This window comes from Pseudoalteromonas sp. MIP2626 (genome assembly GCF_013414205.1).
Classification (GTDB): Bacteria; Pseudomonadota; Gammaproteobacteria; order Enterobacterales; family Alteromonadaceae; genus Pseudoalteromonas; species Pseudoalteromonas nigrifaciens.
This window is the reverse complement of record NZ_JAATTW010000004.1, coordinates 62,856-80,813: the sequence shown is the minus strand read 5'-3', so window position 1 is coordinate 80,813 and position 17,958 is coordinate 62,856. Positions and strand designations below refer to the sequence as shown.

The 17,958-nt window shown below is 40.6% G+C and carries 16 protein-coding genes; 7 read left to right on the top strand and 9 right to left on the bottom strand.

Going from position 1 to position 17,958, the window contains the following annotated elements; genetic code table 11:
* The 3 genes from ybfE (at position 1) to fur (ending at position 1,459) form a co-directional block, all read left to right on the top strand.
* Positions 1–279 (top strand): LexA regulated protein, encoded by a 279-nt coding sequence (ybfE, locus tag HC000_RS04155; RefSeq protein WP_011328316.1) that lies wholly within the window; start codon positions 1–3, stop codon positions 277–279.
* Positions 280–291: 12 nt separating this feature from the next.
* Positions 292–819 carry a flavodoxin FldA gene (gene fldA, locus HC000_RS04150; RefSeq protein ID WP_011328317.1) on the top strand — a complete coding sequence of 176 codons (528 nt, stop codon included), beginning with the start codon at positions 292–294 and terminating at the stop codon, positions 817–819.
* Between the two features lie 196 nt (positions 820–1,015).
* Positions 1,016–1,459: a ferric iron uptake transcriptional regulator gene (gene fur / locus HC000_RS04145; RefSeq protein ID WP_011328319.1), complete on the top strand. Its 444-nt coding sequence runs from the start codon at positions 1,016–1,018 to the stop codon at positions 1,457–1,459.
* Between the two features lie 113 nt (positions 1,460–1,572).
* Here the strand turns inward: fur and glnS are convergent, their stop codons facing one another.
* Complete coding sequence (gene glnS / locus HC000_RS04140) at positions 1,573–3,231, bottom strand: glutamine--tRNA ligase (protein ID WP_011328320.1); 1,659 nt, start codon at positions 3,229–3,231, stop codon at positions 1,573–1,575.
* A gap of 216 nt (positions 3,232–3,447) precedes the next feature.
* Between glnS and HC000_RS04135 the strand changes: the two genes are divergently transcribed.
* Positions 3,448–4,518: a DUF3083 family protein gene (locus HC000_RS04135; RefSeq protein ID WP_011328321.1), complete on the top strand. Its 1,071-nt coding sequence runs from the start codon at positions 3,448–3,450 to the stop codon at positions 4,516–4,518.
* Between the two features lie 68 nt (positions 4,519–4,586).
* On the opposite strand, the gene sucD is transcribed toward HC000_RS04135, so the two are convergent.
* The 8 genes from sucD to sdhC form a co-directional block, all read right to left on the bottom strand.
* Positions 4,587–5,459 carry a succinate--CoA ligase subunit alpha gene (sucD, locus tag HC000_RS04130; RefSeq protein WP_011328322.1) on the bottom strand — a complete coding sequence of 291 codons (873 nt, stop codon included), beginning with the start codon at positions 5,457–5,459 and terminating at the stop codon, positions 4,587–4,589.
* Positions 5,459–6,625: an ADP-forming succinate--CoA ligase subunit beta gene (sucC, locus tag HC000_RS04125; RefSeq protein WP_011328323.1), complete on the bottom strand. Its 1,167-nt coding sequence runs from the start codon at positions 6,623–6,625 to the stop codon at positions 5,459–5,461. The genes sucD and sucC overlap by 1 nt, the downstream gene beginning before the upstream one ends.
* Before the next feature lie 177 nt (positions 6,626–6,802).
* Entirely contained in the window at positions 6,803–8,341 is a 1,539-nt protein-coding gene (gene odhB, locus HC000_RS04120; protein WP_011328324.1) for a 2-oxoglutarate dehydrogenase complex dihydrolipoyllysine-residue succinyltransferase, read from the bottom strand.
* Between the two features lie 3 nt (positions 8,342–8,344).
* Entirely contained in the window at positions 8,345–11,164 is a 2,820-nt protein-coding gene (gene sucA, locus HC000_RS04115; protein WP_011328325.1) for a 2-oxoglutarate dehydrogenase E1 component, read from the bottom strand.
* An 88-nt stretch (positions 11,165–11,252) separates the two neighbouring features.
* Positions 11,253–11,969: a succinate dehydrogenase iron-sulfur subunit gene (locus HC000_RS04110; protein WP_011328326.1), complete on the bottom strand. Its 717-nt coding sequence runs from the start codon at positions 11,967–11,969 to the stop codon at positions 11,253–11,255.
* A gap of 10 nt (positions 11,970–11,979) precedes the next feature.
* Positions 11,980–13,752, bottom strand: a complete 1,773-nt coding sequence (gene sdhA, locus HC000_RS04105; protein ID WP_011328327.1) for a succinate dehydrogenase flavoprotein subunit — start codon at positions 13,750–13,752, stop codon at positions 11,980–11,982.
* Complete coding sequence (sdhD, locus tag HC000_RS04100; protein WP_011328328.1) at positions 13,753–14,100, bottom strand: succinate dehydrogenase, hydrophobic membrane anchor protein; 348 nt, start codon at positions 14,098–14,100, stop codon at positions 13,753–13,755.
* Positions 14,091–14,468, bottom strand: a complete 378-nt coding sequence (gene sdhC / locus HC000_RS04095) for a succinate dehydrogenase, cytochrome b556 subunit (protein ID WP_011328329.1) — start codon at positions 14,466–14,468, stop codon at positions 14,091–14,093. Before sdhC ends, sdhD begins: the two co-directional genes overlap by 10 nt.
* Positions 14,469–14,874: 406 nt before the next feature.
* Between sdhC and HC000_RS04090 the strand changes: the two genes are divergently transcribed.
* The 3 genes from HC000_RS04090 (at position 14,875) to HC000_RS04080 (ending at position 17,944) form a co-directional block, all read left to right on the top strand.
* Entirely contained in the window at positions 14,875–16,161 is a 1,287-nt protein-coding gene (locus HC000_RS04090) for a citrate synthase (protein ID WP_011328331.1), read from the top strand.
* A 125-nt stretch (positions 16,162–16,286) separates the two neighbouring features.
* Complete coding sequence (locus HC000_RS04085) at positions 16,287–17,513, top strand: SufS family cysteine desulfurase (protein WP_179807016.1); 1,227 nt, start codon at positions 16,287–16,289, stop codon at positions 17,511–17,513.
* 14 nt (positions 17,514–17,527) lie between these two features.
* A complete protein-coding gene (locus HC000_RS04080; RefSeq protein ID WP_011328333.1) occupies positions 17,528–17,944 on the top strand; it encodes a SufE family protein in 417 nt (138 codons plus the stop codon).
* Positions 17,945–17,958 lie beyond the last annotated feature (14 nt).

Below are 17,958 nucleotides of genomic sequence, written 5' to 3'. Positions count from 1 at the left end.
ATGGCCAAGTCAGAAACAGATAGAACAACGCTCGATTTATTTGAATACGAAAAACGCCCAGGCAGACCTAAAACCAATCCCCTTCCACGGGATATGCAGTTAAAGGTTAATAAACGTAATCAAATAAAAAGAGATAAAGCACGTGGTTTAAAGCGTGTTGAATTTAAAGTTTCTTCACAGTTATATCAGGCACTTAGTGATATGGCAGATGCACAAAATATTAGCCGCAGTGTGTTGATTGAAACAATTTTACAAGAAAGATTGGCTATTGATAGATAAAAGGTTTAATCCATGGCAAGTGTAGGCATTTTTTTCGGAAGTGACACAGGTAATACAGAACACGTAGCAAAAATGATCCAAAAAGAATTGGGTAAAAAGCTCGTAGCTGTACATGATATTGCAAAAAGCTCTAAAGAAGAGATTGCGGAATTTGATTTAATCTTATTTGGTATTCCTACTTGGTATTATGGCGAAGCGCAATGTGATTGGGATGATTTTTTTCCTGAGCTTGAAGAAGTAGACTTTGAAGGTAAGCTGGTTGCTATTTTTGGTTGTGGTGACCAAGAAGACTACGCAGAGTACTTTTTAGATGCAATGGGCATGATTAACGATATAGTTACTGAACGTGGTGCTATTGTGGTTGGTCATTGGCCAAGTGAAAGTTATAACTTTGAAGCATCTAAAGGTATTGCTGATGACAAACATTTTGTTGGTTTAGGTATCGATGAAGACCGTCAACCAGAACTCACTGAGCAGCGTGTTAAAGCCTGGTCTGCCCAAGTTTATGAAGAAATGTGTTTAAGCGAACTTGCTGATTAACTTTATTTTTTCTTGGTTTTTGCTTAAATTAGTAGCAATATATTAGTAAATGCGTTTTTATCGGTATTTATTAGCTTTGACCTTTGCACTTAGTAGCTAGGCACGTTACCCTTACCGGTTGATGTGTCGTGTACATCTATTCGTGTACATCCTTGCAAGGTGTCTAGTATAACCAAACAAAATTGAGACAGATTTAATGACTGATCATAATTTGGAATTAAAAAAAGCCGGTTTAAAGGTTACTTTACCGCGAATTAAGATTTTAGAGATTTTACAATCACCTGATAACCAGCATATTAGTGCTGAGGATGTTTATAAAATTCTTCTAGATTTGGGTGAAGAAATCGGTCTTGCAACTGTATATCGCGTACTTAATCAATTTGATGACGCTGGTATTGTTACTCGCCATCACTTTGAAGGTGGTAAATCAGTATTTGAACTTGCAACCAGCACTCACCATGACCACTTAGTATGTCTAAAATGTGGTAAAGTGGTTGAGTTTGAAGATGATGTTATTGAACGTCGCCAACTTGAAGTTGCTGAAAGAAATGGTATTAAATTAACCAATCATTCTTTATATTTGTATGGTGAATGCGAAGACAAAGAAGCGTGCAAAAATTTTGCTAATAATATAAGTTAAGCTTGTATTATAAACAAAAAAAACCTGCTTAATGCAGGTTTTTTTGTCAGTAAAATTCCCAGTACTCATTACTAACACTTCCTAGGTAATAATGAGTACAGAGGCGTTAACCTTTACTGGGTTTTTGACCATGAGTCACGCAGACCCACTGTTTGATTAAATACTATGTTTTTCGCTTTTGAATCTCGCGAAAAATAGCCAGTACGTTCAAACTGAAAACCTTGCTCGGCTGCTGAATTAGCCAACGATGGCTCTAACTTAGCATTCGTTAAAATAACTAATGAGTCAGGGTTTAAGGTGCTTTCAAACTCATCGGCTGCTGCTGGGTTTGGTACGCTAAATAAACGGTCATACAAACGTACTTCTGCTGTAATCGCTTCACTTGCCGATACCCAATGAATAACCCCTTTAACTTTACGACCATCACTTGGGTTTTTACCTAGCGTTTCTGGATCATAAGTACAGTAAATAGTGGTAATTTCACCGTTTTCGTCTTTTTCAACACGCTGTGCTTTAATAACATAAGCACCACGTAAGCGTACTTCTTTATCAAGTACTAAACGTTTGAACTTGTTATTAGCTTCTTCTTTAAAGTCTTCACGTTCAATATAAATTTCACGTGTAAATGGCACATCACGACGACCCATTTCTTCTTTATTTGGGTGATTAGCCACAGATAAGGTTTCTACTTTATCAGCATCATAGTTTTCAATAACGATTTTAACGGGATCAAGTACCGCCATTGCACGTGGTGCATTTTCGTTAAGATCTTCACGAATACAGGCTTCAAGCATGCCCATTTCAACCATGTTTTCTTGTTTGGTTACACCAATACGTAAGCAGAACTCACGAATGGAGGCTGGGGTATAACCACGACGACGTAAGCCTGCAATCGTAGGCATACGTGGATCATCCCACCCTTCTACATGATTATTCACTACTAAGTCGCTGAGCTTACGCTTAGACATAATAGTGTACTCTAGGTTTAAGCGTGAAAACTCAATTTGTTGTGGATGACACTCTAAACTGATGTTATCAAGTACCCAGTCATATAAACGACGGTTATCTTGAAACTCCAGTGTACACAATGAATGAGTAATACCTTCTAGCGCATCAGAAATACAGTGAGTAAAGTCGTACATTGGGTAAATGCACCACTTATCTGCAGTTTGATGATGATGAGCAAAGCGTACACGATAAATAATAGGATCGCGAAGCACCATAAATGAGCTTGCCATATCAATTTTAGCGCGCAGTACACACTCGCCTTCTTTAAACTCGCCATTACGCATTTTTTCAAATAACGCGAGATTCTCATCACTTGCTGTATCGCGGTATGGGCTGTTTTTACCCGGCTCTTTTAATGTGCCACGGTATTCACGGGCTTGATCTGCCGTTAAAAAGCACACATACGCTAAGCCTTTATTTATTAGCTCAACTGCATAATCGTATAATATATCGAAGTAATTAGACGAGTATTTAATTTCGCCATCCCAATTAAAGCCTAACCACTGCACGTCTTCTTTAATAGAATTAACGTAGTTAATATCTTCTTTTTCTGGGTTTGTATCGTCAAAGCGTAAGTTACATAAACCGTTATAGTCTTTTGCGATGCCAAAATTTAAACAAATTGATTTTGCATGGCCAATGTGTAAAAAACCATTTGGTTCGGGTGGAAAACGAGTATGCGTAGACGCATGCTTTCCACTTGCTAAATCTTGGTCAATGCGGGTTCTAATAAAATTACTTGGGCGATTCTCGATTTCCGCCATAGGAGTATGATCCTCAAAATAGTGCGTGATAACAAAACTAATGCATTATTACAAAAACATACACTAACATACAGCAATAGATTAAGGTTTATTTTAGATCTTGGTTAACTTTAATTCAGTAACGAGTCAGTTAATGAATAAACTTTGTTTTAGCGCAATAATAACGTCATCAAAGGCCATTATAGTAAGCAAATAACCTGACTTAAAGGAACCATGATGGCTATACAAAATCAACACCGTGTTTATATTCCAACCAATGCCCGTACCAATCACTACCTTTTAGCTGAAATAACCCCTACCACTGATTTTTATAAAAGCTTTAGTAATATTAACTGTTGTTATGAGCGTATAGCACGTGAGCTTTTTTCTTGCTGTGATGAGCTTGGCTTACACAATGTGCATTTATTAGCGAACGACAAACTACCTGTAGTACGCTTTAACGATGAGTCGTATCAGCTTGAAACGAATAAACAAATGTTGTTTTTTTATAACCCTCGCTACCACGAAGCACATAAAGCGTACTACACTGAAAATATAGCCAGTAAAAAAATCAGGCTGTTATTTTTAGCAACCGGTGACGATCTGCGTGCAAATTCAGCACTGTTTCATAGCAAAGTACAAAAGGTATTAAATAATTTACAACAGCAGTTATTTTTAGAACAACCACTGTTTAAACTGCGCGATCATCAACATTTAACCTATGACTTATTTGCTAAAGATAAAGGCAATAAACAAACCTACGGTTATAAACTGCGTAGCCTCTACCCTCGCTACCAGTCAAGGCAGTGTAATATTCCCAGTGATCATGCCCAAATGAGCTATGCAACCTTCGCTATTCCAGTGTCACGAGCAATCAAAACGCAATTTCAAACACAAATAAATAATCGTGATTTTAAGCAATTTTATACATACTTTACCGATTTATTTACCCAAATTTGTAATACCAATAAGTTAACCCACGGGGCTATGGTTGCTAATGGCGCTATACCAATTATTCGTAATAGCAGCATTGATAAAAATGACGGTAATCAAGAATTACAAAAGTTAAGCTTTGACATAGAGACTGATCAAGTGCAAATTAAAGCGCTATTTAATGAAGATAAATTAGTAGAAACACTGCATTTTGTAGTGGTAGCTGCGCAGCATAATAATAATGAAATGGGCTATGGGCGGTTTATGAATCAAGTAGAGAAAACGATTCATACTTTGTGCGATGAGTTAGCTATAAATAAACAACGCCAAGATTTATCAGTGCGGTTTTATCAGCATATAAGCTACCTATACTAAGTGTAAAAGTAAAAGTGCAGATAACAAAAAGGCTCGCATTAGCGAGCCTTTTTAGAGCAAAAAAGCGATTACCAGCCTGTTTTCTCTTTAAGTGCTTTACCGATATCAGCAAGTGAACGTACAGTTTTTACGCCCGCAGCTTCTAGTGCAGCAAATTTCTCATCAGCAGTACCTTTACCACCGGCAATGATTGCGCCAGCGTGACCCATACGCTTACCTTCTGGTGCAGTAACACCAGCAATGTAAGATACTACAGGTTTAGTAACGTGTGCTTTGATGTACTCTGCAGCTTCTTCTTCTGCAGTACCACCAATTTCACCGATCATTACGATCGCTTCAGTTTGTGGATCTTTTTCGAACATTTCTAAAACGTCGATAAAGTTAGTACCTGGAATTGGGTCGCCACCAATACCAACACATGTAGACTGACCAAAACCAGCATCAGTAGTTTGCTTAACTGCTTCGTACGTTAATGTACCAGAGCGAGAAACAATACCTACTTTACCAGGTTTGTGGATATGACCAGGCATGATACCAATCTTAGTTTCACCAGGAGTAATAACACCTGGGCAGTTAGGACCGATCATACGTGTACCTGTTTGATCTAGTTTGATTTTAACATCAACCATATCAAGTGTAGGAATACCTTCAGTGATACAAACAATCAGCTCGATGCCTGCATCGATTGCTTCTAAGATTGCATCTTTACAAAAAGGTGCTGGTACATAGATAACAGACGCAGTTGCGCCAGTTTCTTGTACTGCTTCACGCACTGTATTGAATACAGGAAGACCAAGGTGCGTTTGACCGCCTTTACCTGGGCTTACGCCACCAACCATTTGTGTACCGTACTCAAGCGCTTGCTCTGAGTGGAAAGTACCTTGGCCACCGGTGAAACCTTGACAGATAACTTTTGTATCTTTATTGATTAATACAGACATTATTTGCCCTCCGCAGCAGCAACTACTTTTTCAGCAGCGTCTGTTAGTGATTCAGCAGCGATGATGTCTAGACCAGAGTTTTTAAGAACTTCACGGCCTAGTTCAGCGTTAGTACCTTCTAAACGTACAACTACTGGTACGTTTACGCCTACTTCTTTAACTGCGCCAATGATGCCTTCAGCAATCATGTCACAACGTACGATGCCGCCAAAGATGTTAACTAAAACAGCTTTAACATTATCATCAGAAAGAATGATTTTGAATGCTTCAGAAACACGTTCTTTAGTCGCGCCGCCGCCAACATCTAGGAAGTTAGCCGGTTTGCCACCGTGTAGATTTACGATGTCCATAGTACCCATTGCTAGGCCTGCACCGTTAACCATACAACCAACGTTGCCATCTAGCGCTACGTAGTTAAGCTCAAAGCTTGCTGCATGTGCTTCACGTGAATCTTCTTGTGAAGGATCGTGGAATTCACGGATTTTAGGTTGACGGTAAAGTGCATTACCATCGATACCGATTTTGCCGTCAAGACAGTGAAGGTTACCTTCGTCTGTGATCACAAGCGGGTTGATTTCAAGTAATGCGAAATCAAAATCAGTGAACATTTTACCAAGACCCATAAAGATCTTAACAAACTGTTTCATTTGTACTGGGTTAAGACCCAATTTGAAACCTAGTTCACGTGCTTGATAAGCTTGAGGACCTACTAATGGGTCGATCTCAGCTTTATGGATAAGCTCAGGTGTTTCCTCAGCAACAGTTTCAATTTCAACGCCGCCTTCAGTAGACGCCATGAAAACAACTTTGCGAGATGCACGGTCAACAACTGCACCTAGGTACAATTCGTTGGCGATGTCAGTACAGCTTTCTACTAAAATTTTAGCAACTGGCTGGCCTTTCTCGTCTGTTTGGTAAGTAACTAGGTTTTTACCTAACCAGTTAGCTGCAAACGCTTTAACTTCGTCGATAGTTTTTACTAGCTTTACACCGCCAGCTTTACCACGTCCACCTGCGTGAACCTGAGTTTTAACAACCCACATATCGCCGCCAATTTTTTCAGCAGCAGCTGCAGCTTCTTCAGGTGTATCGCAAGCGTAACCTGTAGAAACTGGTAAACCATATTCGGCAAAAAGTTGTTTTGCCTGATACTCATGCAAATTCATGATGCTTTATCCAAATTTTTATACTAAAAGAGCCGAATATTTTTTCAAATAAACAACTATCCCAAATTGCGACCATAGTATAGATCCCAAGGCTTAACATGAAAACCCCAGTATGACCAAAGGCGCAAAAAAAAAGCTGTGAATGTTCATTCACAGCTTACATTTCATACAACTAAATTAAACATCCAGTAATAAGCGTGTTGGATCTTCAAGTAACTCTTTAATTGTTACTAAGAAGCCAACAGATTCTTTGCCATCAATGATGCGGTGGTCATAAGAAAGTGCTAAATACATCATAGGAAGTATTTCTACTTTACCGTTTACAGCCATTGGACGATCTTGGATTTTATGCATACCCAAAATTGAAGACTGCGGTAAATTAATGATAGGAGTAGATAGTAAAGAACCAAATACACCGCCATTTGTAATAGTGAAGTTACCACCCGTCATATCATCAAGTGTTAGCTTACCATCACGACCTTTTAGTGCTAGCTCACGAATACCTTTTTCGATTTCTGCAACTGATAACTTGTCACAATCTTTAAGTACTGGCGTTACTAGACCACGAGGTGTAGATACAGCGATGCTGATGTCGAAGTAGTTGTGATAAACAATATCGTCACCATCAATTGATGCATTTACATCTGGGAAGCGCTTAAGTGCTTCAGTAACCGCTTTCACGTAGAAAGACATGAAACCTAAACGAATACCGTGGCGCTTTTCAAACACTTCTTGATACTGCTTACGAAGGCTCATGATAGGTTCCATGTTCACTTCGTTGAATGTTGTTAACATTGCAGTTGAGTTTTTCGCTTCAAGTAAGCGCTTAGCAATTGTTTTACGTAAACGCGTCATAGGAACACGTTTTTGTGTACGATCGCCCATTGCTGCTGCAGGTGCCGCCGCTGGTGCTGCTTTTGCCGCTGGTGCAGGTGCTTTTAAGAAAGTATCTACGTCTTCTTTAGTTACACGACCGTTTTTACCCGTGCCTTTAATTTTTGCAGCGTCTAGGCCTTTTTCAGCAATTAAACGACGTACTGAAGGTGTTAACACATCAGAGCTGTCGTTTGACTCACTTGCTGCTGGTGCAGCTGCGTCTGCTTTTTTAGCTGGTGCTGCTGGAGCGCCGCCCGCTTTAACCGAACCAATTACTTGCTCGCCTAATACAGTGTCGCCTTCGCCGTGGATTATTTCACCCATGATACCGTCTTCTTGAGCAACAACCTCAAGTACCACTTTATCAGTTTCAATATCTACTAAGTTTTGATCGCGAGTTACTGCGTCGCCTGCTTGTACATGCCATGTAGCAATTGTTGCGTCTGCAACTGATTCTGGAAGTACAGGAACTTTAATATCCACTTCTTTACCTTCTGATGCTGGTGCTGATTGCGCCGCTGGCGCGTCTTCTGATTTAGTTGCTGCAGATTCTTCAGTTGAAGAGTCTTCTTTTGGTGCATCTTCACTTGCTGGTGCTGCATCAGCATCGCCAAGTAAACCGATAACTTGATCGCCAAGTACCGTAGCGCCTTCTTCTTGTGTAATTTCAGTAATCACACCGTCATGTTGCGCAACAACTTCTAAAACCACTTTATCTGTTTCAATGTCTACTAAGTTTTGGTCGCGAGTTACTTTGTCGCCAACACTTACATGCCATGTAGCAACGGTAGCATCTGCAACCGACTCAGGAAGAACAGGAACTTTAATTTCTGTGCTCATTGCTTATCCTTTATTTTCGATAGTAAGCGCGTCGGCAACGAGCGCTTGTTGTTCTTTAGTATGTACTGACATATAACCACATGCTGGTGATGCTGAAGCCTTACGACCCGCATACGTTAGTTTAGCGTTTTGTGGAATAGCATCTTTGAAGTGATGTTGCGAGCAATACCATGCACCTTGGTTTTGCGGCTCTTCTTGACACCATACAAAATCAGTTACGTGCTGGTAACGCTCTATAATAGTTTTCATTTCGTCGTGTGGGAACGGGTAAAGCTGCTCTACACGTACGATAGCAATATTATCTTGTTCAAGCTTGCGGCGCTCTTGTAATAGTTCATAGTAAACTTTACCACTACAAAAAATAACGCGCTCTACTTTCTCAGGGTTAATATCATCAATTTCGTCAATCACATTATGAAAAACACCTGCAGAGAGTTCTTCTAGCGAAGACACTGCTAACGGATGGCGTAGTAATGACTTAGGCGTCATAACAATCAGTGGACGACGCAATGGTCTAACTGATTGACGACGAAGCATTGCATATACTTGCGCTGGCGTTGAAGGTACACATACTTGCATATTGTGATCAGCACAAAGTTGTAAAAAGCGCTCTAAGCGTGCAGAGCTGTGCTCTGGACCTTGGCCTTCGTAACCATGTGGTAATAAAATAGTAAGGCCGCATAAACGCCCCCACTTTTGCTCACCCGAGCTTAAAAACTGATCAAATACAACTTGTGCGCCGTTTGCAAAGTCACCAAACTGTGCTTCCCAAATAATTAATGACGTTGGCTCTGCCGTTGCGTAACCATATTCAAAAGCAACAACCGCTTCTTCAGAAAGAACTGAATCGAATACTTGGAAAGTACCTTGATCTTTACCAACATGCTCAAGTGGAGTGTAAGTCGCACCATCGGCTTGACTATGTACTACCGCATGGCGATGGAAGAAAGTACCACGACCAGAATCTTGTCCAGTAAAACGAATATCTGTGCCTTCTGCTGCAATAGTTGCATAAGCTAGTGTTTCTGCCATGCCCCAATCAAGCGGCTTTTCGCCAGATGCCATTAGCTTACGATCGTCGTAAATTTTCTTCACGCGCGATTGCGCTTTATGACTCTCTGGGTAGCTAGACACTATGTTGCCAAGCTCTTTTAGTTTTTCAACCGAGACACTTGCATCGTAATCAACACTCCATTCATGGCCAACATACTTTGCCCAATCTGATGAATGTGATGTTTCTGGCTGTATTTCATCAACCACACAATTACCTTCGTCTAAACCATTACGGTAATCATCAACAAGTGCTTTAACCTCATCTTCAGTGAATGAGCCTTCGGCAATTAATTGATCAGCGTAAATTAAACGTGGAACTGGATGCTTTTTAATTTTTTGATACATAACAGGCTGAGTAGCATTAGGCTCATCAGCTTCGTTATGACCATGGCGACGGTAACAAACAAGGTCAATTACAACGTCACGCTTAAATTGGTTTCTGAAATCAAGTGCCAGTTGAGTAACAAATGCCACTGCTTCTGGATCGTCAGAATTAACATGAAATATTGGCGACTGCACCATTTTAGCAATGTCAGTACAGTATGGAGTAGAACGTACATCGTCTTGTTTAGACGTTGTAAAACCAACTTGGTTATTTACTACTATACGAATACTACCGCCACAGCTAAAGGCGTTTGTTTGTGACATGTTAAATGTTTCTTGTACAACACCTTGACCAGCAATTGCTGAGTCGCCATGAATTGTAATTGGCAGTGCTTTAATACCTGAGCTGTCACCTAAGCGGTCTAAACGAGCACGTACTGAGCCCATAACCACTGGATTTACAATTTCAAGATGCGATGGGTTAAACGCAAGTGCCATGTGCACATTGCCACCTTTAGTAGCAAAGTCAGATGAGTAACCCATGTGGTATTTAACATCACCCGAGCTTAACGTGTCTTTGTGTTTACCGGCAAACTCATCAAATAACTCTGATGGATTTTTACCAAGTACGTTCACAAGAACGTTTAAACGGCCGCGGTGAGCCATACCAATAACAGCTTCTTTTTGGCCACTTTCACCAGCGCGGTGAATCAGCTCTTTAAGCATAGGTACTAACGCATCGCCACCTTCAAGTGAGAAGCGCTTAGCACCTGGGAACTTAGCCCCTAAATATTTTTCAAGACCATCGGCTGCGGTTAATCCTTTAAGGATACGTAGCTTTTCGTCTTTATTGAATTTTGGCCTAGACTGAACAGACTCTAAACGCTGTTGTAACCAACGTTTTTCTTCTGTTGATGTGATGTGCATATACTCGGCGCCAATAGAACCACAATATGTGGTTTTTAGTGCTTGGTATAACTCACCTAGAGGCATAGTATCGCGCCCTACAGCAAACGATCCTACATTAAATTCGCGGTCAAAGTCAGCATTGGATAGGTCGTGGTAATCTAGCTCTAAATCTCGTACGCGCTCTCGCTGCCAAATACCTAACGGATCTAAGTTAGCATTTTGGTGTCCACGAAAACGGAAAGCATTAATAAGTTGCAATACTTTAACCTGTTTAAGGTCACCGCCACTGCCCTCTGCTACCACTACTTCTCTATGCTTGTTTTTAGCAAGCGCCGCAAACTGTGCTCGAACTTCTGAATGTTTTACTTCAACATCCACACCATCAACTTTAGGTAATTGTTCAAACACTTCTCGCCATTCTTCTGGCACCGAAGTCGCATCGTCTAAATACGCTTCATAAAGCTCTTCAATATAAGCAACGTTACCGCCGTTTAAATGTGAAGATTCTAGCCATGCCTTCATCACACCTTCGTGCATTTATAAGCCCTTTTCTTTAGCGCAGAAATTAATAGTTATGATAACAGGATGACTAATTAGTATTAGCCATCCTACATTTACTAAGTAATTAAACCGCTCGGTTTAATAACATAGATTTTATTTGTCCAATTGCTTTGGTCGGATTAAGACCTTTAGGACAAACGCTAACACAGTTCATTATACTGTGGCAACGGAACACACTGAAAGCATCGTCTAAGTCAGCTAAACGCTCTTCTGTTGCTGTATCTCGGCTATCAGCCAAGAAACGGTAAGCATGAAGAAGGCCTGCTGGACCAATGAACTTGTCTGGATTCCACCAGAACGAAGGACACGATGTTGAACAACATGCACATAAAATACACTCATAAAGCCCATCTAACTTATCACGTTCTTCGATTGTTTGAAGACGCTCGCCAGCTGCTGGCGTGTCATTAATTAGATACGGTTTAACTTTTTCGTATTGAGTGTAGAACTGACTCATGTCAATAACAAGGTCACGAACCACAGGTAAGCCTGGTAATGGACGCACTACTATTTTACCTTTGCCACCTTTTTGCAGCGTAGATAAAGGAGTGATACATGCCAAACCATTTTTACCATTCATGTTAACACCATCAGATCCACACACACCTTCACGGCATGAACGACGGAAAGATAATGTTGGATCTTGTTCTTTTAAAAGAATAAGTGCATCCAAAACCATCATGTCGTGACCTTCCTCTGTTTGCAAGGTGTATTCTTGCATACGAGGTGCGTTGTCAACATCGGGATTATAACGATAAACTGAAAATTGTACTTGTGCCATCGTCTATCTCCTAGTACACACGTGCTTTAGGTGGGAAAGCTTCACGCGACTTAGGCGCGTAGTTTACGTCACGCTTGCTCATTTCATCCGTTAACGGATTAAATACTGAGTGACATAACCAGTTTTCGTCATCACGATCTGGGAAGTCAAAGCGAGAATGTGCACCACGGCTTTCGGTACGGAAGTTTGCAGCTACTGCAGTTGAGTAAGCTGTTTCCATTAAGTTATCTAGTTCAAGACATTCAATACGCTGCGTGTTGAAGTCTGATGATTTATCATCAAGACGTGCATGTTGCAGACGTTCACGAATTTCTTTAAGTTCTTGCAGACCAGCAGCCATTGAGTCACCTTCACGAAATACCGAGAAGTTAAGTTGCATACATTGCTGTAAGTCTTTTTTGATTTGAACTGGATCTTCACCTTGGCCAGCCGTTGAATTTTCCCAACGATTGTAACGTGCAAGTGATGTTTCTAAATCAGACTCTGATGCCGCTTTAGAAATTTCAACATCATTTAGGTATTTACCTAAGAAGTTACCGGCCGCACGACCAAATACCACTAAATCAAGTAATGAGTTACCACCTAACCGGTTAGCACCGTGTACTGATACACAGGCAATCTCACCTACCGCAAACAAACCTTCAACGATTGTTTCTTTGCCGTTTGCGTCGATTTGTAGCGCTTGACCATTTACGTTGGTTGGCACGCCACCCATCATGTAATGACATGTAGGAATTACTGGAATTGGTTCTTTTGCAGGGTCAACGTGAGCAAATGTTTTAGCAAGGTCACATACACCAGGAAGACGCAGATTTAGTGTTTCTGCACCTAAGTGATCTAGTTTTAGCTTAAGGTGAGGACCCCAAGGACCATCACAACCACGACCTTCACGGATCTCAGTCATCATTGAACGTGCAACCACATCGCGAGACGCTAAGTCTTTTGCGTTTGGTGCATAACGTTCCATGAAGCGCTCGCCATCTTTATTTAAAAGATAACCACCTTCGCCACGACAACCTTCAGTTACTAGCGTACCCGCGCCAGCAATACCCGTTGGGTGGAACTGCCACATTTCCATATCTTGCATAGAAATACCAGCACGTGTTGCCATACCAACGCCGTCGCCGGTGTTGATGTGCGCATTAGTAGTTGATGCAAAAATACGACCCGCACCACCTGTTGCTAATACTACTGCTTTAGATTTGAAATAAGTGATTTCACCTGTTTCAATTTCAATTGCAGTACAACCTACTACATCACCATTATCGTTTTTAACTAAATCAAGTGCATACCATTCTGAGAATACATTTGTTTTGTTTTTAACATTTTGTTGATAAAGAAGGTGTAATAGTGCGTGACCAGTACGATCGGCAGCTGCCGCAGTACGTGCAGCTTGTTCACCACCAAAGTTTTTCGATTGACCACCGAAAGGACGTTGGTAAACACGGCCATTTTCAAAGCGAGAAAATGGGAGACCCATGTTTTCTAATTCAGTAATAGCTTCTGGGCCTGTTTGACACATATATTCAATAGCGTCTTGGTCACCGATAAAATCGGAGCCCTTAACGGTATCGTACATGTGCCATTCCCAGTTATCTTCGTGCGAGTTACCAAGCGCTACTGTAATACCACCCTGTGCTGATACAGTGTGTGAGCGAGTTGGAAATACTTTAGAGATTAAAGCACACGTTTTGCCAGACTCAGTAATAGCTAAAGCAGCGCGCATACCTGCACCACCGGCACCGATTACTACGGCGTCAAATTCACGAACAGAATATTTCACTTATACACCCCATAATACGATTAGACCAATAGCTACGTAAGCAAAGGCCATTAGGTTTAGTACAAAGCCTAAAACAGCACGAAGCTTAGCGCACTTAACATAGTCTGTTAGAACTTGCCAAAGGCCAATGCGGGTATGAACCATAATGCAAACCAGGGCAATTAAAGTAAACCCTTTCATTGCTAGGTTAGAGAAGAGGCCTGTCCAGGCTTCGAAAGTGACTTCTGGCGTTGCTAAAAAATAGCCGATAATAAAAATCGCATACGCGCTTATTATTAATGCCGTGGTACGTAAAGATACGAAATCTTGTACACCATCACGTTTAAGAGTTGCTTGATTTAAAACCATATCCACACCCCTGCCAATACGGCAAACACAACGCCAAGAGCCATTGCAATTTTAGCGCTGAGGTTACCTGATTCAAGTTCTTCCCAATGTCCCATATCCATAATCATATGGCGAATACCACCAATAAGGTGATAACCCAATACAGACACGGTGCCCCAAGCAATAAATTTGGCAATGAATCCGTTAAACAGACCCTTGACGAATTCAAAACCTTCAGCAGAAGAAAGAGACTCTGACCAAGCCCAAATGACAAACGTTAAAGCAAAAAATAATGCAACACCGGTGACGCGGTGGAAAATTGACGCTTTAGCCGTTGCCGGCATAGATATAGTTGTTAGATCTAGATTTACAGGTCTTTGCTTTTTCACAGTTACTTGCCCATCTTGCCCACAGTGGGGCTCATCTACTTGTTTTTCTAAAACCCACCAAATATTTCTGATGGAACTATCAAAATAAACGTCTCTTTACAAATAAAGTTCACTATAATGCAAAAATTATAATGTAAAAATATGTTTACCTAAATACAATACGGTTAAAAACCTTCGACAGTATATATAGCCGCAGGCCTTTTTACAATTCTTGTTTAGTTAGAGCCATTTGCAAATTAGCCAATGGTATAATATTCAAACCATACCGAATATTTATTATACGTATACGCATAATGCTTATAAAAATTGACTTTATACCCCTCTTTCACGTTAAAATGAGAAGATGTGCTTAAAACAGATTTTAGAGTATAAAATCAGAATAGTTATCTTAATAGGAGATACATAGATGGCGGATAAGAAAGCCACAGTCCATATTGATGGTCTAGATCCAATCGAACTTCCAATTTATCAAGGTACTGCTGGCCAGGATGTAATTGACGTACGTACATTAGGTTCACATGGTCACTTTACTTACGATCCAGGTTTTATGTCGACTGGCTCTTGTGAATCTACAATTACTTATATTGATGGCGGCAAAGGTGTTCTACTTCATCGTGGTTACCCAATTGAGCAGCTTGCTGAAGACTCTAACTATGTAGAGCTATGTTACTTACTATTAAACGGTGAGTTACCTTCAAAAGAGCAGTATGAAGAATTTGCACAACAAATCACTCGCAGCACTATGCTAGATGAAAAAATTGCAACTTTCTTCCAAGGTTTTCGTTTTGATGCACACCCTATGGCAATGCTATGTGGCGTGGTTGGTGCTTTATCATCTTTTTATCATGAAGATCTTGATATTACAGACGCAAGCCAACGCAAAACAAGTGCAATTAAATTAGTAGCTAAGTTACCTACTATTGCAGCTATGGCTTATAAAACAAACATTGGCCAACCATTTGTATACCCACGTAACGATTTAAGCTACGCCGAAAACTTCTTACATATGATGTTCTCTGTACCTGCTGAAGAGTATAAAGTTAACCCTGTAACGGCTAAAGCTATGGATAAAATATTCATGCTTCATGCTGATCATGAACAAAACGCATCAACGTCTACTGTACGTCTTGCAGGTTCATCTGGTGCTAACCCATATGCTTGTATTGCTGCTGGTATCGCATCTCTTTGGGGCCCTGCACACGGCGGCGCTAACGAAGCATGTTTAAACATGTTAGAAGAAATTGGTTCTGTTGATCGCATTGACGAATACGTAGCTAAAGCAAAAGATAAGTCAGACCCGTTCCGTCTTATGGGCTTTGGTCACCGTGTTTACAAAAACTTTGATCCACGTGCAACGGTAATGCGTCAAACGTGTCACGAAGTACTTGCTGAGCTAAATATTCAAGATCCATTGCTTGATATTGCAATGAAGCTTGAGCAAATTGCGCTTGAAGACCCGTACTTTGTTGAGAAGAAACTCTACCCTAACGTAGATTTTTACTCAGGTATTATCTTAAAAGCGATCGGTATTCCAACAAGCATGTTCACTGTAATTTTTGCAATGGCACGTACTGTTGGTTGGATCACTCACTGGGATGAGATGCTATCTCAACCTGGTCATAAGATCAGCCGCCCACGTCAGCTTTACACGGGTTACACACAACGTGACTACAAAGCAACTGACAAGCGTTAATTCGCTGTAATATTGCTTAAGTATTTTAAAAGGTCGCTATTGCGGCCTTTTTTGTTACTCAGCACTTGAGAATTATCTTAAACAGATTACAATTCTCGCCCTAAATTGACTAATTAAATGAGCTTATGTCTGTTTCCACGTTTGATATCACTAAAATACGTAATGATTTCCCTATCCTAAATCAAACGATTAATAGCCAAACTTTAACTTATTTAGACTCTGGGGCAACCACACAAAAGCCACAATGCGTTATTGATACCACGGCAGAGTTTTATGCAGCGCAAAACGCGAACGTACATCGTGGACGCCATACCCTCAGTGAGCAGGCTACTTATCGTTATGAGCAAGTACGCGATAAAGCTGCAGAATTTTTTGGTGTTAATAGTAATGAAATTGTATGGACTAAAGGGGCAACTGAAGCTATAAACTTAGTCGCTAATGGCTTAAAAAATCAAATAAAAGCCAGCGATACCATCATTATTACGCCTATTGAGCATCATGCTAATATTGTACCTTGGCAGGTTTTGTCTCAGCAAACTGGTGCTAAGCTTGCTATTTTACCGCTTAACGACGATGCCACCTTTGATATACCTGCATGCTGTGAATTTATAAAGCAGCATAAACCTAAGTTATTGGCCATTAGCCAAGCCTCTAATGCGCTTGGTAATATCACTAATTTAGCGCCGTTGATTGCCAGTGCGAAAGCGGTAGGCGCATTAGTACTGGTTGATGGCGCACAAGGGGCAATGCATTTAAAAGCTAATTTAAGCACACTTAATTGTGATTTTTACGTTTTTTCTGCCCATAAAATGCTGGGGCCAACCGGTTTAGGTGGCTTATATGGCCGCTACGAGCAATTAAATGCCCTCACCCCATACCAAACCGGGGGAGAAATGATCCAAACCGTAACCTTAACGCACAGCACTTATCGCGATGCACCGGCAAAGTTTGAATCGGGGACGCCAAATATTGCCGGCGTATTAGGCTTTGGTGCAGCACTTGAGTATATAAATGCATTAAATCATCCTGCTTTAATTGAATATGAACAAACGCTATTTAATTATGCAGCCAATAGACTACAGCAAATTGATGGCATCACCCTATTTAGTGACCTTAAGCATAATATTGGCACTTTATGTTTTAACTATAAAGATGAGCATCCATACGATTTGGCAACTTTACTTGACGGATATGGGGTTGCACTGCGCAGTGGCCATCATTGCACTCAGCCTTTAATGGCGCATTTAGGGGTCAATGGCACCCTTAGAGCAAGCTTAGCTTTCTATAATAACCATACAGATGTAGATAATTTTATTGATGCACTACAAAAATGCATTGCTCTATTAGACTAATGTTGGATAAGAATATGACAAATACTTTTAATAAAGCAGCCCAAGGGATAAAAAATGCACCTGCATGGCAGCAAAAATACCGAGAAATAATGTTACTTGGTAAAACATTACCAGTACTTGCTGACGTTTTGAAAATAGACAGCGCATTAGTCCCTGGCTGCGAAAGTAAAGTGTGGCTATTTGTGGAGTTTGATTTAACCGAAAATACACTCGTGGTGATAGGTGATTCTGATACCCGTATTGTAAAGGGCTTACTTGCCTTAATATTAGCGCTATACAATGGCCTTACCCCAGAGCAAGTACTGGAGATAAACGCCTATCAAGAGTTTGAAAAACTAGGGTTAATTAGCCACTTAAGTCCATCTAGAGGGAATGGTATTAAAGCCATGGTAGAGACGATTCAAACCATGGCTAAACAAAAAATAAGTTAAATTAACTCAAGATC